Origin of the sequence: Acinetobacter sp. (assembly GCF_036659555.1) — a bacterium.
Classification (GTDB): Bacteria; Pseudomonadota; Gammaproteobacteria; order Pseudomonadales; family Moraxellaceae; genus Acinetobacter.
Genome location: NZ_JAVXCI010000015.1, coordinates 1 through 20,728 on the forward strand (window position 1 = coordinate 1; position 20,728 = coordinate 20,728).

At 50.1% G+C, this 20,728-nt stretch carries 18 protein-coding genes and 1 tRNA gene; 11 read left to right on the forward strand and 8 right to left on the reverse strand.

The features are described 5' to 3' along the window. The 6 genes from RSA72_RS03550 to RSA72_RS03575 all read left to right on the forward strand — a co-directional run. Positions 1–992 (forward strand): rod shape-determining protein (locus RSA72_RS03550; RefSeq protein WP_332632767.1); only part of this gene is annotated, 992 nt, incomplete at its 5' end. Between the two features lie 16 nt (positions 993–1,008). Further along, positions 1,009–1,866, forward strand: a complete 858-nt coding sequence (gene mreC, locus RSA72_RS03555; RefSeq protein ID WP_332623493.1) for a rod shape-determining protein MreC — start codon at positions 1,009–1,011, stop codon at positions 1,864–1,866. Then, positions 1,853–2,344, forward strand: coding sequence for a rod shape-determining protein MreD (gene mreD / locus RSA72_RS03560; protein WP_332623494.1), 492 nt, complete (start codon positions 1,853–1,855; stop codon positions 2,342–2,344). The genes mreC and mreD overlap by 14 nt, the downstream gene beginning before the upstream one ends. Beyond that, a complete protein-coding gene (locus tag RSA72_RS03565; protein ID WP_332623496.1) occupies positions 2,332–2,898 on the forward strand; it encodes a Maf family nucleotide pyrophosphatase in 567 nt (188 codons plus the stop codon). The genes mreD and RSA72_RS03565 overlap by 13 nt, the downstream gene beginning before the upstream one ends. A gap of 38 nt (positions 2,899–2,936) precedes the next feature. After that, positions 2,937–4,391 (forward strand): ribonuclease G, encoded by a 1,455-nt coding sequence (gene rng / locus RSA72_RS03570; RefSeq protein ID WP_332623497.1) that lies wholly within the window; start codon positions 2,937–2,939, stop codon positions 4,389–4,391. A gap of 130 nt (positions 4,392–4,521) precedes the next feature. Continuing rightward, a complete protein-coding gene (locus tag RSA72_RS03575) occupies positions 4,522–4,695 on the forward strand; it encodes a PA1571 family protein (RefSeq protein ID WP_332623499.1) in 174 nt (57 codons plus the stop codon). Between the two features lie 100 nt (positions 4,696–4,795). On the opposite strand, the gene RSA72_RS03580 is transcribed toward RSA72_RS03575, so the two are convergent. Both RSA72_RS03580 and RSA72_RS03585 read right to left on the reverse strand, forming a co-directional pair. After that, the gene (locus RSA72_RS03580) at positions 4,796–6,175 is read right to left on the reverse strand and encodes a WS/DGAT/MGAT family O-acyltransferase (RefSeq protein ID WP_332623501.1); all 1,380 of its coding nucleotides are present in this window, start codon (positions 6,173–6,175) and stop codon (positions 4,796–4,798) included. Positions 6,176–6,342: 167 nt separating this feature from the next. Continuing rightward, the gene (locus RSA72_RS03585; protein WP_332623502.1) at positions 6,343–7,077 is read right to left on the reverse strand and encodes a phosphoadenylyl-sulfate reductase; all 735 of its coding nucleotides are present in this window, start codon (positions 7,075–7,077) and stop codon (positions 6,343–6,345) included. 197 nt (positions 7,078–7,274) lie between these two features. Between RSA72_RS03585 and thrH the strand changes: the two genes are divergently transcribed. Continuing rightward, positions 7,275–7,892: a bifunctional phosphoserine phosphatase/homoserine phosphotransferase ThrH gene (gene thrH, locus RSA72_RS03590; protein WP_332632769.1), complete on the forward strand. Its 618-nt coding sequence runs from the start codon at positions 7,275–7,277 to the stop codon at positions 7,890–7,892. Between the two features lie 75 nt (positions 7,893–7,967). Here the strand turns inward: thrH and RSA72_RS03595 are convergent, their stop codons facing one another. Continuing rightward, positions 7,968–9,149, reverse strand: coding sequence for an OmpP1/FadL family transporter (locus tag RSA72_RS03595; RefSeq protein ID WP_332621963.1), 1,182 nt, complete (start codon positions 9,147–9,149; stop codon positions 7,968–7,970). 297 nt (positions 9,150–9,446) lie between these two features. After that, complete coding sequence (locus RSA72_RS03600) at positions 9,447–10,724, reverse strand: OmpP1/FadL family transporter (protein ID WP_332621961.1); 1,278 nt, start codon at positions 10,722–10,724, stop codon at positions 9,447–9,449. A gap of 772 nt (positions 10,725–11,496) precedes the next feature. On the opposite strand from RSA72_RS03600, the gene RSA72_RS03605 reads away from it, so the two are divergent. Then, positions 11,497–12,630 (forward strand): catalase family protein, encoded by a 1,134-nt coding sequence (locus tag RSA72_RS03605; RefSeq protein ID WP_443098262.1) that lies wholly within the window; start codon positions 11,497–11,499, stop codon positions 12,628–12,630. A 227-nt stretch (positions 12,631–12,857) separates the two neighbouring features. Here the strand turns inward: RSA72_RS03605 and RSA72_RS03610 are convergent. Both RSA72_RS03610 and RSA72_RS03615 read right to left on the reverse strand, forming a co-directional pair. Then, positions 12,858–12,933 (reverse strand) — tRNA-Arg (locus RSA72_RS03610). A gap of 88 nt (positions 12,934–13,021) precedes the next feature. Continuing rightward, on the reverse strand, positions 13,022–14,374 hold the full coding sequence (locus tag RSA72_RS03615; protein ID WP_332621959.1) for an amino acid permease: 1,353 nt from the start codon (positions 14,372–14,374) through the stop codon (positions 13,022–13,024). 322 nt (positions 14,375–14,696) lie between these two features. On the opposite strand from RSA72_RS03615, the gene prpF reads away from it, so the two are divergent. The 3 genes from prpF to RSA72_RS03630 all read left to right on the forward strand — a co-directional run bounded on the left by prpF (position 14,697) and on the right by RSA72_RS03630 (position 18,101). Beyond that, positions 14,697–15,887 (forward strand): 2-methylaconitate cis-trans isomerase PrpF, encoded by a 1,191-nt coding sequence (gene prpF, locus RSA72_RS03620; RefSeq protein ID WP_332621957.1) that lies wholly within the window; start codon positions 14,697–14,699, stop codon positions 15,885–15,887. A 201-nt stretch (positions 15,888–16,088) separates the two neighbouring features. Continuing rightward, positions 16,089–17,027 carry a sensor domain-containing diguanylate cyclase gene (locus RSA72_RS03625; RefSeq protein ID WP_332621956.1) on the forward strand — a complete coding sequence of 313 codons (939 nt, stop codon included), beginning with the start codon at positions 16,089–16,091 and terminating at the stop codon, positions 17,025–17,027. Positions 17,028–17,192: 165 nt separating this feature from the next. After that, on the forward strand, positions 17,193–18,101 hold the full coding sequence (locus RSA72_RS03630) for a polyprenyl synthetase family protein (RefSeq protein ID WP_332621954.1): 909 nt from the start codon (positions 17,193–17,195) through the stop codon (positions 18,099–18,101). 73 nt (positions 18,102–18,174) lie between these two features. Here RSA72_RS03630 and putP read toward each other — a convergent pair whose 3' ends face one another. Together putP and RSA72_RS03640 are read right to left on the reverse strand one after the other, a co-directional pair. After that, positions 18,175–19,665, reverse strand: a complete 1,491-nt coding sequence (putP, locus tag RSA72_RS03635; protein WP_332621952.1) for a sodium/proline symporter PutP — start codon at positions 19,663–19,665, stop codon at positions 18,175–18,177. Between the two features lie 208 nt (positions 19,666–19,873). After that, positions 19,874–20,728, reverse strand: a complete 855-nt coding sequence (locus RSA72_RS03640) for an SPFH domain-containing protein (RefSeq protein WP_332621950.1) — start codon at positions 20,726–20,728, stop codon at positions 19,874–19,876.

Sequence of the window (20,728 nt, forward strand, 5' to 3'; positions counted from 1 at the left end):
GTACAGCAAATACACTTATTTATGCGCCGGGACGAGGCATTATATTAAATGAACCGACGGTTGTGGCCATCCGCCACAGCGGTTCACAGAAAATTGTTTCCGCCGTTGGCCTTGATGCAAAGCAGATGCTGGGCCGTACGCCTGCAAATATTACCGCAATCCGTCCAATGAAAGACGGCGTAATTGCAGATTTTGAAGTGACGGAAACCATGCTGAACCAGTTTATCGGCAAAGTGCATGAAAAGCGCCTGTTTCCGCCAGCGCCGCGTGTGGTGGTGTGTGTGCCGTGCAAATCAACGCTGGTCGAGCGCCGCGCAATCCGTGAAGCGGTTTACAATGCCGGCGCGCGCGACGTGCGCCTGATTGAAGAGCCGATGGCCGCGGCGATTGGCGCAGGCATGCCGGTTGAACAGGCGTGCGGCTCGATGGTGGTTGATGTGGGCGGCGGCACAACTGAAATCGCCATTATTTCACTGCAGGGCTGCGTTTATGCAGACTCGCTGCGCATCGGCGGCGATGTATTTGATGAGCAGATCATCAACTATGTGCGCAAGGCGCACGGCTGCGTGATTGGCGAAACTACGGCTGAAAACATTAAAAAAGAAGTCGGCATGGCATTGCCGGACGAAGGCGCAAAGGCTTTGGAAATTGAAGTCCGCGGCCGCAATTTGGCGGAAGGCGTACCGCGCGCAATTACCGTGACTTCAGATGAAATCACTCAGGCGATTTCTGATCCGCTGCAGAATATTGTGTCGGCAGTGAAGTCTGCGCTTGAACAGACGCCTCCGGAACTGTCATCGGATATCGCCGAGCGCGGCATCGTCTTGACCGGCGGCGGCGCGCTGCTCCGCAATCTGGACAAACTGCTGGCGAAAGAAACCGGCCTGCCGGTGGTTGTGGCGGAAGACCCTCTAACTTGCGTAACCCGCGGCGGCGGCAAAGTGCTGGACTTCTTCGACAACCCGAATCATGACATGCTGTTCGTAGGCTAAGAAAAGGACGCGGCGGGTGCAAACTCAACTGTTCTCAAGACAACCGCCATCTTTTCGCTCATTTATCATTGCGGCTATTGCATGCCTGGTGGTGCTTTTCTTTGATTGGCGCATGCCGCATGTCGTGCAACCGGCAAGAGACGTCTTGTATGCGGCCTATAATCCAATTTACGCCGCAGCAAGCTATCCAGTGTTATCGCGAGAATGGCTGAATCAGCAAACCAAGTCTGAAGCTCAACTGCGCCGCGAAAATACCGCGATGCAGGCGGAGCTTCTGCAGGCACAGGTGCGTTTACAAAAATTATCTGAACTCTCTGCGGAAAATACCCGTCTGCGCGGCCTGCTGGACACGCCACTCATTATTGACGGGCGCATGGAAATTGCGGAAGTGATCGGCACCGATGCTGACCCGCTGCGGCACATTGTTGTGGTCAACCGCGGCGCCAGCAGCCAGCTGAAAGTCGGGCAGACCGTGCTGGATGACAAAGGCATTATGGGGCAGATCGTCAATGTCTACCCGCACAGCAGCCGCATTATGCTGCTGTCTGACAAGGAGCATTCCCTGTCTGTCCGCCTGGAGCATACCGGCATGCGCGCAATTGTGTCCGGCACAGGGGATCTGGGGCGCCTGAAAATGGAATATGTGCCAACCAGCGCCAATATCAAAGTGGGTGAGAAAGTGTATAGTTCAGGGCTTGGAGCGCATTTTCCGGCAGGCTATCTGGTCGGAACGGTTTCCAAGGTGCAGCGCCATAATTCCGGCGAATTTGCCCAGATTGACGTCATTCCTGCGGCCCAGCTGGCCGGCGGGCATCATGTGGTGGTACTGTTTTCCGACTCTTTAGCGATGGAGCAGCCGCATGCCAATCGCTAAACTCCGGGCTGTTAAGCAGCGTGATCCTTTGCTTCCGATCATACTTTCCGTGATCCTCGCTTCCGTATTGATCGTTTATCCGCTGTCCTATGCGCTGTCCGGCTGGCGCCCGCTCTTTATGATGCTGGTGATGCTGTTCTGGGTGCTGTGCCAGCCGACATGGTGCGGGGTCTGGTTTGCTTTCGGCACAGGAATTTTTGTTGACCTGCTGGTCGATGCGCCTTTGGGCATGAATGCCTTAAGCTTTGTCGTGCTGGCCTTTACTGCGCGCTTCCTGACGCGGGAGCGGCGCATTCTGACTTTCGGCAATTTATGGGCGATTGCTTCAATCGCAGTTTTGGCGCATCTGTTTTTTGCCTGGATGGCGCAAGCCATGAGCGGCGTGCATTTCTCCCTGGCCCGGCATTGGCAGCCGCTGCTGACCAGCGTGCTGGCATGGCCTGCCATTTATTACATGCTGAAAAAATGGCGCATTTAATCCTCGCATCCAGTTCACCCCGGCGCCGCGAGCTGCTGGCGCAGCTGGGCCTGGCTTTTGACATCTGTAGCCCGGACATTGATGAAACTGCGCTGCCGGGCGAATCCGCAGCGGTGTATGTGGAGCGTTTGGCCAGAGTTAAAGCCAAAGCCGTACAGCTTCAATATCCTGATGCGGTTGTGATCGCTGCCGACACCAGTTTAGGACTGGATGGGCAAATTCTGGGCAAGCCGGAATCAAAACAGCATGCCTTTGAAATCTGGGAAAAAATATCGGGCAGAACGCATGATGTGTTTTCAGGCGTTTGCGTGCGCACAAAAGAGCAAATTTGCAGTATAGTGGTACGCACGCAGGTTGAATTTCAAACCCTGAGCCTGAGCGATATGGAAAGCTATTGGGCTACGGGTGAACCCGTCGGCAAGGCGGGAGCCTACGCCATTCAGGGCATTGCAGCGCGCTATATCCCGCGCATTGCAGGCAGCTACTCCAATGTGGTCGGACTGCCTCTCTATGAAACAGTACAGCTATTGCAGACGGTTAAGGCGCTAAATTAACTGCTGAAAAGAATTTTTATAATGTTTTGAGTTTTGTTATGTCTGACGAGTTGTTGATTAACGTCACGCCTATGGAATGCCGTGTTGCGTTAATTGAAAATGGCACGGTCAATGAGCTGTTTGTTGAGCGTACCGTCAAGCGCGGTTTGGTGGGCAATATTTATAAGGGCAAAGTTGTGCGCGTGCTTCCCGGCATGCAGGCGGCCTTTGTCGATATCGGCCTGTCGCGCACCGCTTTCCTGCACATTAATGACATGGTCTGGCAAAAAAATCAGCCAGCGCCGAATGTTTTTGAGCTGCTGCAGCCGGGGCAGATCCTGACAGTTCAGGTCATGAAAGACATGCTCGGCACCAAGGGCGCCCGCCTCAGCACCGACCTTTCCATCCCTTCGCGCTATCTGGTGATGATGCCGTTCGGCAACCATATTGGCGTATCGCAGCGCATTGAGTCTGAGCAGGAGCGCGACCGCCTGCGCTCAATGATTGAGCGCATTCAAGCGGAGCATAAATTGCCGGGTTCGGTGATTGTGCGCACGGCAGCTGACGGCATTGCCGAAGAAGCCATTGCGCAGGACATGGCCTATCTGGCGAAGCTTTGGGAATACATCCAGCGCAAGCAGAGCGGTACTGCGGTGCCTTCGCTGATTTTTGAGGAACTGCCTCTGCCGCAGCGGGTGATCCGCGACTTGGCCAATGACGACACCTCTAAAATTCACGTCGATTCGCGCGAAATTCACGGCAAGCTGAAAGAATTTGTCGAAGAATTTGTGCCGAATATGCTGGAGCGCCTGATTCACTATCCGGGCGAACGCCCGATTTTTGACTTGTACAATGTCGAAGAAGACATTCAAAAGGCGCTGCAGACCCGCGTCGCGCTGAAGTCCGGCGGCTATCTGATGATTGACCAGACTGAAGCTATGACCACCATTGATGTCAACACCGGCTCCTATGTCGGCGGGCGCACGCTGGAAGATACGGTATTTAAAACCAATATGGAAGCGACGCAGGTGATTGCGCGCCAGCTCCGCCTGCGCAACCTGGGCGGCATCATCATCATTGACTTTATTGACATGCAGGAAGCGCAGCACCGCGAACAGGTCATGAGCCAGTTTGAGAAAATGCTGGAGCGCGACCATGCCAAAACCAAGATCACTCAGGTGTCTGAGCTGGGCCTGGTGGAAATGACCCGCAAGCGCACCCGCGAGTCGCTGGAGCATTTGCTTTGCGAATCCTGCCCGACCTGCCAGGGGCGCGGCTATGTGAAAACCGCAGAGACGGTGTGTTACGAAATTTTTCGGGAAATCCTGCGCTATGCGCGCGCGTTTGAGTCGCAAAGCGGCTTTACGGTTGTCGCGCATCCGTCGGTGATTGACCGCTTATTGACCGCCGAAGCGCCTGCTGTAGCGGATTTGGAGCATTTCATCAGCCGCGTTATCAAGTTCCAGGTGGAAAATCTGTATACGCAAGAGCAATACGATATCATCTTGAGCTGAAATTGTAACAGAATATCGTTAAACACTTGTTACAACTGAAATTTTACTTTTGATCTGCAATTTTGAATACTAAACGCATCCAATAGCCAAAGCCGGTTTCCCCTTTGGGCTTAGCAAAAAGAGGTGTGTTATGGGTGTCCGTAAAGCAGTAATGAGTACAGGTTTAAAGCATATGCTGGATGCTAAGACAGTCAATTCAGCATATATTCTGGATGAGCGCGGCAATGAGGTGCAGATTACCGCCTCCATGGTCCGCACAGCGTGCCATCAGTTATTAAAGCAGTGCCGGAATATTAAAAATTAAGGGGCCATTTGAAAGCCCCTTAATTTTTTGATCATTTTTTGAGAATAAATAAAATCTTTGCGCCTTTTTCAGTTGGCGAATTATTCCAGCCCGCCTGCGGTCAGCTTACCGCCCGCAGCTTTGGGCTATCTTTCTGGACGATCTCTTCAAAGCGCTGAATTTCCTCTTCCAGATGGGTCAGCAGGTTCTGCATTTTAGGCAATGCATTGCGGCAGGCGGTTAAGCCCACTTCCAGTTTGTCCAGATAGCTGGTCATGGTGATGTTCAGCGCCTGGCCGTCCAGCACAATTGAAGCCGGGTAGAGCGCATCCAGGCGCGCGCCATTCCAGTACAGCGGCTCGCGCGGGCCGGGAACATTGGAAATCACCAAATTGAAGGCCTGACGCTTAGGCATCAGCCCGGAAGCAATGTTCAGGCCAGCAGCGCAGTAAACAAATGCGCTGTAATTTAAAATTTGATTGGCATTCATGCGCTTAAAGCGCTCTTTGGCGTTCAGCACGCTGCGGCGGACAATCGCGAGCCGTTCCAGCGGGTCTTCTTTATGCGTGCCCAGATTGGCTAAAATCATAGTAATCCGGTTGGACAGTTCTGAATCATCGCCGCGCAGCGATGCCGGTACCATGGCAATCAGCGGCTTCTTCGGCAAGGCGTTCTGGCTGATTAAATATTCGCGCAGGGCGCCTGAGCATATCGCCAAAACAGTATCGTTAATGGTTACGCCCAGCGCCTTGGCAATATTATGCAGGCGCGAAAATTCAAAGGACTGCGCAGCGAAGCGGCGTGATGAGCTGACGCGCTGATTCAGAATGGTGCTTGGCGCCTGAAAGCTGGACACGTAATCCGGGTTGCGCCCCATGTCTTTCATCACGGTTTGCGACAATTCATAGATCACGCGCGGAGTGGTATCCAGCTGGTCTTTTAAGCCGTCAAGCAGGCCTTTCATGCGGCTGACTTTCGGCTGCTTCAGGCGCTTGGCGCGCGGGCCTTCAACGCACCAAGGCGGTACAATGCTTTTGGTATCCGGGTCATCCGACAGGGATTTTTCAACCAGGCGCATGCCGGCGATGCCGTCCACCATGGCGTGGTGAATTTTGAAGTACATAGCGAAGCGGTTGCCTTCAATGCCTTCAATAATATGGCAGGTCCACAGCGGCTTCGCCCGGTCAATTAACGTGCTGTGCTCCTGCGAAATATAGGTCAGCAGTTCGCGGATGCGTCCCGGCTGAGGCAGGGCAATATGGCGGAAATGATGGTCTAGGTCAAACTCCTCGTCTTCATCCCAGAAAAAGCCGTTCAAGCGGTTGTTGAAGGGCGGAATGGGGATGGACTTGGAATTGCGGATATCGGTGACTAGGTCTTGAATAAAGCTGGCTGGCGCGTTGTCCGGTATTGTAAATAAGAATAGTCCGCCCACATGCATAGGCTGTTGCCGTTTTTCTAAAGTCAGAAAAATAAAATCAATTGGATGTAATGGACGCATAGCGTGGATTGCCTCACTGCAATATCTAGGAAGCTCCTATGTGAGCAGCCTTGTTAGAATTATTAAATTTGCTTGGAAAGTATATCGTTTTTAACCAAGAATAAAACTGATTTATATGTATCTATGCGTTTAAAAAACCGCTGTTTTTTACAGCGGTTTTAACTTGATTATTTCTTTAAATTGCCGGCGTGCAGCCCGCACTCTTTATGCGTGGCTTCTTCCCACCACCAGCGGCCTTCGCGCTCATGCTGATTCGGCAGCACCGGGCGGGTGCAGGGTTCGCAGCCAATGGAAATAAAGCCGCGCTCATGCAGCGGGTTGTAGGGAATCTCCATCAGGCGGATATAGTTCCAGACATCTGCGCTGGACCAGTTCGCCAGCGGGTTGTATTTAATCAGCTGCTTGCCGGGGCCGGAAAAACCCGGATCGGCCTGCACCACGGGAATTTCTGTGCGCGTGCCCGGGCTTTGGTCTTTGCGCTGGCCGGTAATCCAGCCATCCAGCGTGGCCAGCTTTTTGCGCAGCGGCTGCACTTTGCGGATGCCGCAGCACTCCTGATGCCCATCCTGATAAAAGCTGAAGAAGCCTTTTTCTAGAACCAGCTGCTGCATTGCTTCGGTTTCCGGAAAGCAGATTTCAATATCAATATTATAATGCTTGCGCACAGCGTCAATAAACTGATAAGTCTCTGCGTGCAGGCGGCCGGTATCCAGGCTGAATACCCGGAAAGGCTTGCCGGAATGGGCTGCCATGTCAATCAGCACGACATCTTCCGCGCCGGAAAATGAAATCGCGATTTCACCTTCCTGACTGAGCGCAAGCTGAATAATTTCATTTGGAGATTTATCTGCATATTCAGACGCAAGCGCATCCGCAATATCAACAGTAGGGATTATCGTCATGTGTGTCCTGGCTATCGGCTTGGAGCGTCAAAACCTATATTAATTTATTTCGCAGCCATTTTAATAGAATTGCTAAAGCAGACTTATCACTAAAAAATAGATAGTTATGAAAAAAATAGATTTAAAAAAGAACAATGCAAAAGCGCTTTCTTAAGCTATGATAGTTCAAATTTTTTTCACTGAGATTTGGAGAACCCATGGAAGTCGTATGTCTTGATCTTGAAGGTGTGTTAGTTCCGGAAATTTGGATTAACTTTGCGAAAAAAACAGGAATCAAAGCGCTGGAAGCAACAACACGCGATATTCCAGATTACGATGTGCTGATGACGCAGCGCCTGAATATTTTAAAAGAACACGGCTTGGGCCTGAATGATATTCAGGACGTGATTGCGGACATGGGGCCGTTTCCAGGGGCAAAAGAATTTGTAAAATGGGTCAGCACGCACTTTCAGCTGATTATTCTTTCTGACACATTCTATGAGTTTGCGCATCCTTTAATGAAGCAGCTGGACTGGCCAACCATTTTTTGCCACAAATTGGAAACTGATGCAGCGGGCATGATCACCGCCTATAAGCTGCGCCAGCCGGATCAAAAGCGCAAAGCGGTGCAGGCGCTGCATGGCCTGAATTTCCGCGTGATTGCTGCCGGCGACTCTTATAATGACACCACCATGCTGGGCGAAGCGGATCAGGGCTTTTTATTTGATGCGCCGGAAAATGTGATTGCGGAATTCCCGCAGTTCCCGCCGATTAACGGCTATGATGCGCTGAAAGAAGCCATCCGCAATGCATCTGTGCGCGATATTCCGGCTTGAATGAATTGATATTAAGCGGAATAAGAGAAGGGCGCCATTGGCGCCCTTTCTTTCAGTTCTCACTGGCAGCGCTTATCAGAAGCGGTAGCCGATTTTCATGCCGTAGGCAATAGCGGTATTGTCTTCAAAATCGCCTACAACATTGCCGCCAGTTTGCGCCTGAGCATCGCCCAGCCAAAGGTATCGTACACCTGCTGCAATAAAGTAGTTTTCAGCCGGGCTGTATTGACCGCCAAGGCCGGCGCTCCAGTTGCCTTCAACAGGGCCTAAAGTGGTTACAGGATTACCCGCGCCAGAATCATAGCCTACAGAAGCAGTACCCGCCCATTTGTCGTTAAACTTGCGGGAAATGCCTGTGGTAATAGACCATTGGTCATCAGAGTAGTCAATCAGATTTTGCGCTTTGCCTTTTGCCTGCAGCGACAATTGTGCGAGCAGCGGAGGCGTTACGACAAATTTATCCCAATGAACCCAGCGGATATTTGCAAATGCTAAAGTATTTGCGGCAATACCTGTTTGTAAATCTAAATTTACGGATTGCGGAGTAATTGCTTCAGTCGTTGCATTGCGAATAAAAGGTACATGTACTGAAACATTTGGAGCTACTGTAACCAATGGATTCGCTGTTTCTATGGAGTTTGCGTCATGTTTAACTTCAGAGCGGTAAGTTAAAGCCGCTTTTAAAGCAATTTCAGGAATTTGGTAAGCAAAGCCCGCAGCCCAGCCCCATGCTTCTTTTTCTTTGATGCTGATATCATAAGTACCTAAGCCTTTAAGGCCGCCATAAGCTTCGCCGCGTAAGCTTATATCTGCTTCTACAGTCTGGTATACAGGGCCAGCATAGAAATTCCAGTTTTTATTTGGTTGATAGCCAATCAAAGCTGTTAAGTTGTTCGTTCGAACCTTTACTTTAGTGCTTTGATTATTTGATCCAAAAAAAAGTGAATCTGGTGCATAAGTTGCATCAGCGCCAAAAGGCTGATCGTATAGCAAGCCTAATGAAATTTGATCTGTTGCTTGAACTTTCAGGGCTGCTGTAGGGAAATAATAGTCATCGCCCATGTCACTGACTTGATTGCCTGCAATATCTTTGCCTTCAACGGTAGGATCAATAACGGTGAAGCCAGCTTCAGCATAATTGTCCGGTTGCAGGAATGCAGAAATTGACTGGCCTGAGCGGTCCAGTCCGCCTGCGCATACTGAAGTGGCTGGAATTAAGCTGATCAAAATTGCTTTTGTTAAGTGGCTGAGCTGCATGTTTTTCCCTGTTTGTAACTTTTAGTGGGTAATCAATGCAGGGAAAGTAACATAATAAAAAAATGAGTAAATACTCCAGGCTGTTCTAAAAATGAACTGGCTAATGCAAGGAAAATGGTTGTATAGAGTAAAAGTTCTATTTGCTTGATATTATGTTTATGATTTTTAATAGAAATTAGAATAATTATTTTAAAATGCCAGAGCTGGCATGCGCATGAACTCAAATGTTCATTGTTTGGGCATTTGATTAAATATAAAGGCCACAGTGGACTATGGCCTTTATGCTATTTGCTTAAATTAGAAGCGGTAACCCATTTTTAGGCCGTATGCAATGGCAGTGCTGTCTTCAAATTTAGCAACTGTAGCAGGCGTGTTGAATTGAGCGCCAGATTGAGCCTCTGCATCACCCAGCCAGAAGTATTTTACGCCGCCAGCAATAAAGGTTGCAGGTGTTGGGCTGTATTGAACGCCTAGGCCAAGGTTCCAGTAACCTTCAGTCGGGCCAAGCGTTGTAACTGGGTTGCCTGCACCAGAGTCCCAGCCTACAGATACGTTGCCAGCCCATTTATCATTCAGTTTGCGTCCAACACCTGCTGTCACAGAGTATTGGTCATCTGTATAAGCAACTAAATCAAAACCGTTAGTTTGTCCAGGTACTAGGCCTGCACCAGTTAAAGCGCCTGCTAATTGTCCAAATTTATTAGGACGAATTGCAAAATCTTTCCAGTTCACCCAGCGGATATTTGCAAACGCAACAGTATTTTCCATGATGCCTGACTGTAAATCCACGTTTACAGATTGAGGGGTTGTAATTTCTGTTTGGGCATCTTTGTAACCGCCAGGCAGTAATGCGGTAACAGGTACTAACCCAAGCGTTGGGTGAGCTAAAGTATTTGTAATTGTTTCGTTAACATTGATTTTGTGATCAATCTCAGAACGATAAGTTAATGATGCCTTAAGTGCGATTTCTGGAATTTGATATGCAAAACCTGCTAACCAGCCAGCTGCGCCATCTTCGCTGATATTTGCATCATATCCTGATATTGTAGAAGCTGCTACAGGAGTAGCTCCTGCATATCCGCCATATACACTGTATGCTGCGCCACGTAAAGAGACATTGCCTTTGATGGTTTGATAAACTGGGCCTGCATATACGTTCCAGTTTTCAGTTGGCTGGAAACCAAAAATCATTGCCAAGTTCTGTGTGTCAACTTCAACTGAAGTATTCCCTTGTGTAGGGTGGGTAAAAGCAACAGATTGGGTGTATTCAGCGTCTGCGCCAAATGGCTGGTCGTAAATCAGGCCAAATGAGAATTTGTCATTAAGCTGTAATTTTAAGGCTGCATGCGGGAAATAATAGTCGCCAGCCATATCGCCGGTATTTTGGCTGCCTAGCGCTGCATTGGTTGTGCCAGAAACGTCAGGATCTAATACAGAAATGCCTGCTTCAAAATAGTTGCCTGGCTGCAAAAATGCAGCAACTGACTGGCCTGAACGGTCTAGCGCTGCTGCAAAGGCGCCAGCTGTCGGTAATGCTGCAAGAATTAAGGCTGTAGTGAGCTTTTTTAATTTCATTCTTCATCGTTCCTTGGTGTGCAAATTGGGGTTGCTGCATTTTTTATTTAGTTGATGCGCGGTACTGGCATGGAGAAGTCTTGGGCTTCCAGCACGCCGAGTTGTTACTCCATGTGACAAAAATATCACAAAATAAATAAGAGTAAATGCTCTAGAGTTAAAAACAGGAGCAAAAAAACAAAAAATTAGAGTGTTTGCACTATATTTTAAACAGAATTAAATGTAAATAAATGATTTTAAATAAGAAAAATAACGACTGAAAAGTAAGCAAAAAAATCAAATTATGTGATTTTTATAATGTGTTTGTGTTAAGTGAGTCACAAAAATAACTTTCTTGCATAAGCTTGCGCTTGAGGAGGCTATTTGGGAAAATAATTCTAAAATAAGCCAGCCTGCATCTGAAACTTATTATGCTGCAAATTGGCGAGCGCGCAGCCAGCACTGGCTAATCAAGGGAATCTAAGGATCTGGTCTGATGCAAATCAAGGATATGCAAAAAATAATAGCTATATAGCTGAAATGGCAATGAAAAAGATTATTTACCTTTGATTTTTTTGTTTATTATATTGATTTTTAATGATAATTAATAAAATAGCAGGCTGCTGATAAATTTATTTTGGCTTTAGGTTGGCAGAATAGATATATTAGTCTAGAGCTTAATTTTTTATCAGCAAGGTGCCGATAACAGGAGCTTTCTGCTCAGGAACTTTCTAAATGACTGCAAAAAATTAATGTGATTCTGCTGCTGCACTTTGCAGCAAGGAGAAAGTCAATGCCAGACCTTAAGCTGCCAATACGCTTTAGCTTGATATCCGTTCTCGCATCTATGTTAATGGCAATCAGCGGATGCGCTGTTCCACACGCTAAAAATATTGCTTTAAATAAAACGTCCTATCCTGGCATTGATCCTGTGCTAGGCGAAAGCCTTTATCCTAATGAAGAGGCGATAGCCGAGGAAATTGCAGATGCTATTGAGCGCTCTATCCGCAAGCAGTACTCTCCAGGAAATGCCCTTCGTGATGCGCATCCGAAAGCGCATGGCTGTGTACGGGCTGAGTTCCATGTGCTGCCAACACTTCCCAATAGGCTTGCCAAGGGGGTGTTCATACCCGGCAAAACATATCAGGCATGGATTCGTTTTTCAAATGGTTCCCGTGATGCGGCGAAAGCGGATATAAAAAGAGATGCGCGCGGAATGGCAATAAAACTTTTAGCTGTGCCAGGGAAAAAAATCATAGACGGCGAAGCTGCCACCCAAGACTTTATTATGATCAATCATCCCGTATTCTTTGCGAATGAACCTGGCCGCTATAGATCATTAATTCAGGATATAAACAGCGATAGCTTTTTAAAAAAACTTCATATTCCTTTTGCGCTGGGCCCAAAAGGAACAATGATTGCTTTAAGCCTGAATACTCAAATTTCAAATCCCTTGCAGGCGCGATACTGGTCTATGGTGCCTTATCAGCTAGGGCTGGGTTCTGAGCGTCAAGCGGTCAAATATTCTGCCAGAGCGTGCTCAGCAGAAAGAGACCTTATGCCGGAGCATCCTAGCCATAATTTCCTGCGGGATGCATTGAAAAATAGCCTGCAGAAAAAAGATGCGTGTATGGAATTTCTCGTGCAGCCTAGAACATCAAATAAATTGTCCGTTGAAGATTCCATGACGGAATGGAAAGAAACAGATGCACCCTTTTATCCGGTAGCGGTTATCCGGATCCCTGAACAGGTTTTTGATACACCTGATCAGAATAAGTTTTGTGAGAATCTTTCTTTTATGCCATGGCATTCTTTGCCTGAACATAAACCGCTTGGCGCTGTTAACCGGCTGCGCAAAGTGATTTATGACCGGATAAGCCGGGTCAGGCATGAAATGAATACAGCCAACCGGCAAGAACCTTTATAGGTGATTCGCTTTATTGCGTATTTAGTGAGCGTTTTAGGAAGTAAGCATATTTAAAGGATATGGTAAATTATTAATATTAAATAAAAAATAGACGATATTGCTGTGAAAATATCTGAATTGTAATAGGGCTTTACGGGCTTATTTAGATGGTGTTTGTTTTTAATTTATTGATTTTGTTGTTTTTATAAGGTGTAAGGGATTGGGTGGGGGTGATGTAAACAGTAAGATGGTGCGCCCTGCGGGACTCGAACCCACGCCGGCCGCTTAGGAGGCGGCTGCTCTATCCAGTTAAGCTAAGGGCGCAAAACGCAGTTAATTTACCTTAATTTGATTTAAAAAAAAAGTTATTGCCGAAACAATAACTTTTTAAATAACAGCGCAGTGATGGCGGCTACTTTGACGGCTTAAGCATTTTAAACAGCGCCAGCATCAAAATAATCCACACTGGAATGATCAAAACTGACTCTTTAAAGCCCTGCGTCCACATGATGTACAGCACCACAGCAATAAAGGCCAGCACTAAATAATTGCTGAACGGCGACCAAAGCGCAGGAAACTTGGCTGTTTCAGCAGCTTTCTGAATGGACTGCCTGAACTTCAAATGGGTTAGGCTGATCATGGCCCAGTTCAGCACCAGCGCGCCGACAACCACGTACATCAGATGGCCTAAAGCGTCTTCAGGCACAAAGTAGTTCAGCAGCACGCAGCCGAAAATCAGCAGCGCAGAGAACAGCACCGCAGGAATAGGCACGCCCTGCTTATTGACCTGCATGAACACTTTTGGCGCATTGCCTTGCTGCGCCAGGCCGTACAGCATGCGGCTGTTGGCGTACATGCCGCTGTTATATACAGAAAGCGCAGCGCTTAAAATAATGAAGTTCAGCAAATGCGCTGCCCAGCCAATGCCCAGCTGGCTGAAGATCATCACAAATGGGCTTTTATCCAGGCCGCCGAGGTCTAATTGATCCCAAGGCACCAAAGATAAAAGAATGGTCAGCGAGCCGATATAGAAAATTAAAATACGGAAGACCACCTGATTGATGGCTTTCGGAATAGTTTTTTCCGGATCTTCAGCTTCAGCAGCCGCCATGCCGATCAGCTCAATGCCGCCGAATGCAAACATCAGGAAGGCCAGCATGTAGAACAGGCCTTCAAAGCCATTCGGGAAGAAGCCGCCGTGGCTCCACAGGTTGCTGAACGATGCGGTTGAGTCGGCGCCGGCCGTCAGCAGCAGGTACAGGCCAAACAGAATCATGGAAATCACCGCAGTGACTTTAATGATTGACAGCCAGAATTCAGATTCGCCGTAAAACTTCACATTGCCCAAATTGACCAGGGTAATGATCACGAAGAAACACAGCACAGATGCCCAAGCGGGAATATGAGGCCACCAGTAATTGATGTATTTGGCAACAGCTGTCAGTTCAGTCATGGCGACTAAAATATACAGGATCCAGTAGTTCCAGCCTGCCAGAAAGCCGGGGAATTTCCCCCAGTGCTTGTAGGCAAAATGGCTGAAAGACCCGGCAACGGGTTCATGCACGATCATTTCGCCTAGCTGGCGCATAATCAAAAACGCAATCAGGCCGCCAATTGCATAACCTAGAATAATAGAGGGGCCTGCAGATTGGATGACCTGTGCGGAGCCTAAGAATAAGCCTGTACCAATTGCACCGCCCATAGCGATGAGTTGAATATGACGGTTCTTTAAGCCACGCTGAAGTGTAGAGGATTCGTTGTTCAAATTACTCAGCCCGACAAGGATTAAGTTTCAGATTGTAATAGATTGAAAAGTATTAGCCTAGTAGATGGCCAGTCACAAACACGGGGCTGGCTGGATCTGCTGGCTATTTTTTGTATTTATCATGATTTTTATCAAATAATTAATTTTATTGAGAAAATTTAAAGTTTAGCTGAGAATGGGGGTTGGCGGCTGTTTGAGCGCCGGTTTTTTATACTTAAGTCCAGCCTCTGAGGTTTTTGCAGCAAATAAAGCTATGATGTTGCATGATCAGCGTTATGCTGATGTTGCGCAATACAATGATAAATATGAAGGATTCAAAAATATGCCGTTTGCACCACAAATCAGAATTCCAGCAGCCTACATGCGCGGCGGCACCAGCAAAGGTGTGTTCTTTAAATTGAGCGATTTGCCGGAAGCGGCGCAGCAGGCGGGGCCAGTCCGTGACCGGCTGCTGCTGCGGGTGATCGGCAGTCCGGACCCTTACGGCAAGCAGATTGACGGCATGGGCGGCGCGACTTCAAGCACCAGCAAAACCGTGATTCTGGCCCAAAGCAAGCAGCCGGATCATGATGTGGATTACCTGTTCGGGCAGGTGTCAATTGACAGCGCCTTTGTGGACTGGAGCGGCAACTGCGGCAATTTAACCGCTGCGGTCGGCGCCTTTGCAATTGCAAATGGCTTGGTCAATCCGGAGAGAGTTCCTGAAAACGGCATCTGCACCGTGCGTATTTGGCAGGCCAATATTCAGAAAACCATTATTGCGCATGTGCCGATGACTGATGGCCAAGTGCAGGAAACCGGAGCTTTTGAGCTGGACGGCGTGACCTTTCCCGCGGCGGAAGTGCAGATTGAATTTTTAGATCCGGCCGATGACGGGGAAGACGGCGGCGCGATGTTCCCGACCGGCAATGTGGTGGATGCGTTCAGCGTGCCGGGCGTCGGCGAATTTCAGGCGACATTCATCAATGCCGGCATTCCGACGATTTTCCTGAATGCTGAAGATATTGGCTATCAGGGCACGGAGCTGCAGGACGCAATTAACGGCGATGCGGATGCCTTGGCGCGCTTTGAGAAAATCCGCGCCTACGGCGCCAAGCAGATGGGGCTGATTCAGGACATCGCAGAGGCGGAAAAGCGCCAGCATACCCCTAAAATCGCTTTTGTTTCTCAGCCGAAGGCCTATGTTTCTTCCAGCGGCAAGCAGATTGATGTGCAGGACACAGACCTGCTGGTGCGCGCGCTGTCGATGGGCAAGCTGCATCACGCCATGATGGGCACAGCAGCGGTGGCTATCGGCACGGCGGCCGCCATTCCGGGCACGCTGGTGAATTTGGCTGCCGGCGGCGGCGAGCGGGAGGCGGTGCGTTTCGGCCATCCTTCAGGCACGCTGCGCGTCGGCGCGCAGGCGGTGCTGGAAAATGGCCAGTGGGCCGTCAAAAAGGCGGTCATGAGCCGCAGCGCCCGCGTGCTGATGGAAGGCTGGGTGCGCATCCCGGAAGATGCGCTGCGCTGATCGCTGCAGCATGAACAAAGGCCCCTGACTTCAGGGGCTTTTTTATTGCCATATGAAATAAAGGAATAAGCAAATATATTTAAACTATATAGTTTAATAATATATAGAAGTCATAAAACATTAGAAGTGTTCTGTGATAATGCATCCTGAACTTTTGCTAGCATTCCGCAAAGCTACGTCTTTAAAAAAGTGAATGGAACTGTGATTAATAATATTGATTTTGCAGAGCATTATGATGCACAGGAAGTGTTGGACAATTTGCCTCTGGCCACGGCGCTGATTTCTCCGCAAGGCACTGTGCTGTTCGCCAATCCCTTATACGCCGCCTGCTTTGATTTGACAGTTGCTGATATTCTGATGAAGAACATCCGCGGGTTTTCGGAAAGCATTTACCAGCGCTTTATGCATGAGCTGGCGCAGTTCCAGATCCGCGGCGTGATTCAGCCATTTGAGTTTGAGTGGAATCAGCGCTGTTTCTGGGTCGGCTTCAAGCCGAATCTGGATGAAAATTCACAGCTTAAAAATGTGCTGGTCTGCTGCTCGGACATCACCGATTTAAAGCAGGCGGAATCTTCGCTGAAGCAGCGCAATGCGGAATTAAAGCAGCTGAGTGAACGCGACCATTTAACCGGGCTGCTGAACCGGCGCATGTTTGACCTGCATCTGGCGCAGCATCAGGAGGCAGCGCATGCGGGCCTGATGGAAGCGTTCAGCATTGTGATGCTGGATTTTGATGATTTTAAGCAGATTAATGACAGCTATGGCCACAGTTTCGGCGATGAAATCCTGCAGGCGGGCGCACAGGCGCTGCAGCGCGTGATTTCCGGCATGGAGGCTGGCCGCCTGTACCGGATTGGCGGCGAGGAATTTGCGGCGCTGCTGCCCGGGCAGATCCTGCAGCGCGCCTGCGTGCTTGCGCAGGCTTGCTGTGAAGCCGTTGCAGGCATGTCTTCACGCTATCAGATTCAGGGCTTGGCGCTGAGCATCTCCTGCGGGGCCGCCGGCAGCCGGCCGGGCGGTCCGCTGCTGAACACGCTGCAGCATGCCGACCATGCCCTGTACGCAGCCAAGCAGCGCCGGAAAAACAGCACTTTTTACTATATGGATGATGAAATCCGCCTGTTTAAGGGCCAAGCCTGAATCCGCTGAATAGATATAGGGCAAGATTTGGCTTTGCGCATGGAGAAAGCAGAGTAAAAGCAGTATGATCAGCAGGCCAATAAAAATCTGTAAATGGCCGATTTTGCACATGCGGTGCAATTGAAATAACAGTTTTACCAGCTTAACCAAGTATTCGAGGTGAACGTGTCATCTTTAACTGACGTGCCGGCACATGCACTGACTGAGGCGCAGCAGCGCATTCAGCAGGACTTATTAACTGCTTTAGACGCATTTGCGATTCCGGAACCTTTAAAAGGCGCGGTATATCATGCAGTTATGCTGGGCGGAAAGCGCGTGCGCCCCGCGCTTTGCTATGCAGCCGGCGCGCTGCAGCATAACCCGAATTACGCTGCGGTGCGCCGCGCTGCGGTCGCAGTTGAGTTCATACACTGCTATTCGCTGGCGCATGATGATTTGCCCTGTATGGACAATGACCTGCTGCGCCGCGGCCAGCCGACCTGCCATGCGGCATTCGGCGAAGACACGGCATTGCTGGCCGGCGACATTCTGCAGTCGATGGCTTTTGAAGTGCTGGGCAGCCGCCTGTTTGATCAGGGGCCGGCTGTTGAGGCGCCGATTGTGCTGAAGCAGATGCAGATTTTAGCCACGGCTGCGTCAAAGATGGTGAATGGCCAGATTCTGGATTTGCAGGCGGAAGGCCGGCAGATCAGCCAGGATGCTTTGGAAAATATTCACCGCAATAAAACCGGCGCATTGATCAGCGCCGGCATTATGATGGCCGCGGTGACGCTGTTTAACGGCACCGATGTGGCGATTCCCAAGCTGCGCGAATATGGCCAGGCGGTCGGGCTGGCGTTCCAGGTGCAGGATGACATTCTGGATATTATTTCGGATACTGAAGTGCTGGGCAAAACCGCAGGCAAAGACCAGCAGGTGGAAAAATCGACTTACCCGGCCTTAATGGGCCTGGAGCAGGCCAAAGCCTATGCGCAGGAGCTGCATAATCAGGCGATGGATACGCTGGGGTATTTTGGCGCGCAGGCCGAAGAGCTGGCGCAGATTACGCAGTTTCTGCTGTCGCGCAAAAGCTAAGCCGGCGCTTAAAGCATAAAAACTGGCGCATAAAAAAGGAGGGCATTAAGCCCTCCTTTTTTATGCGTGTGAATTATTTGCTTTCGCGGTAGATCCGGTCCGCCTCTTCAAAGCGGTCTGTGACTGCGTTGCCCGGGGCTTTGCCCATCAGGCTGACCATAATGATGGCGATAAATGAGCAGATGAAGCCCGGAATGATTTCATAGATGCCGGTATCGCCCCAGAGGTTTTTCCACAGGATGACCATCACTGCACCGACAATCATGCCTGCCAGCGCGCCGTTTAAAGTCATGCGCTTCCAGAACAGCGACAGGATGATCAGCGGGCCGAAGGCTGCGCCGAAACCGGCCCATGCATACGACACTAAGCCCAGCACCTTGGATTCAGGATTGCCCGCCATCCAGATCGCCAGCAGGGCAATCATCAGCACCATCAGGCGGCCGACCCAGACCAGTTCCCTTTGCGTGGCATTTTTGCGCAGGAATGATTTATAGAAGTCTTCGGTTAAGGTGCTGGAGCAGACCAGAAGCTGGCAGCTTAAGGTGCTCATCACCGCAGCCAGAATCGCAGCCAGGACAACGCCGGCAATCCATGGATTGAACAGAATTTTCGTCAATTCCATAAACACGGTTTCAGGATTGGCGTTTACCGCGCCGGCCAGTTCCGGATGCTGCTGGAAGTAGGCGATGCCGAAAAAGCCGGCCGCCACTGCGCCGCCGAGGCACAGGGTCATCCACGTCATGCCGATGCGGCGCGCATTGGGAATGGACTTGACCGAATCGGCCGCCATAAAGCGCACCAGAATATGCGGCTGTCCAAAATAGCCTAAGCCCCATGCCAGCAGCGACAGGATGGCAACCCATTCTAAATTGCCGAAAATATCCATGGCTTGCGGGCGGGCAGCTTCAAGCGCTAAGGTCACCTGTGTCATGTCGGCAAAAGACAGCAGCGCGACCACAGGGGTCAGCAGCAGGGCGAAAATCATCAGGCCGGCCTGAATGGTGTCAGTCCAGCTGACCGCAAGGAAGCCGCCAATGAAGACATAGCTGATGGTGGCGATGGCGCTGATCCAGAGCGCCGTGCTGTAGGACATGCCGAACATGCTTTCAAACAGGCGCGCGCCGGCTACCATGCCGGAAGCGCAGTAAATTGCGAAGAACACCAGAATCACCACGGCTGAAACCACCCGCAGGATTTTTTTCTGGTCATTAAAGCGGTTGGAGAAATAATCCGGCAGGGTCAGGGCGTTGTGCTGCACTTCGGTGTGCACGCGCAGGCGCCCCGCGACCAGCCGCCAGTTCAGCCATGCGCCAATGATCAGGCCGATGGCAATCCAGATTTCCGAAAGGCCTGAAAGGTAGATTGCGCCGGGCAGGCCCATCAGCAGCCAGCCGCTCATGTCGGATGCGCCGGCGGAAAGCGCGGTGACAAAACTGCCTAAACGGCGGCCGCCTAGAATGTAATCAGAGAAGTTTGCTGTAGAGCGGTACGCAATTAAGCCAATCACGAGCATGGCGGCGATGTAAAAGAGGAAGGTGATTAAGGTCGGGTTCAGGGAGCTCATACAATATCCATTTTGCAGTTGGACAGCAGATCGAAATATGAATGGACAGTCAGCGCAGAGCCGGTTGAAGCTGCCGTCAATTCAACGCATTTCAAAAATAAACGCGGAGTTTAACCATAATTTAACAGCTTTTGCTGGGTTTTTATCGGTCTGTATAAAAAATAGGCAGCTGATGCGCTGCCTATTTTGCTGCAAAATGCGGCTTTTTTTAGCTGTTCCGGCCCATGACGCCGCGGATGGTATTCATGATGTCTGCAGGCAGAACCACGGTTTTGGCGTTGCTGGACTTGGACATATCCTGCATGGCTTTAACATACTGCTCGCCCAGCAGGTAAGCCACCGGAATTTCCTTGTCGCCGACTGCGGAGGTCACCATTTCAATGGCTTTCTGCGAAGCTTCGGCTAAGACCACCTGCGCTTCGGCATCGCGGCGCGACGCCTCCAGCCGGCCGTCGGCTTCCAGAATCGCTGCCTGCTTTTCGCCGTCGGCTTTGGTGACGGTCGCGCGGCGCTGGCGTTCAGCCGCCGCCTGTTCTTCCATGGCGGCCTGCATAGTGTGGGACGGCTTGATATCCTGAATTTCAACCGTCTTCAGGGTAATGCCCCAGTCTGAAATGTCGTCAGAAATGCTGGCTTTGAGGCGGGCTTTAATATGGTCGCGCGATGACAGCGCATCGTCCAGATCCATCTCGCCGACAATCGAGCGCAGGGAGGTCTGCACCAGATTCTGAATGGCCCATGCATAATTTTCAATGCCGTAGACCGCTTTTTCCGGCGTGGTCAGATTGATGTAGGCCACCGCATTCATCAGCAGCACGGCATTGTCGCGGCTGATCACTTCCTGCGAAGGAATGTCCAGCACAATGTCTTTGGTGGTGACTTTATAGGCGACTTCATCGACATAGGGAATGACGAAATTCAGGCCGGGATTCAGTGTCGTGTGGTATTTGCCCAGACGCTGCACAATCCATTTATAGCCTTGAGGGACTATGCGGACGCCTTTAAAAATGGTTACGGCAACAAAGGCCAGCAGGGCAAATGCAATAATCGTAGCTGCGCTCAT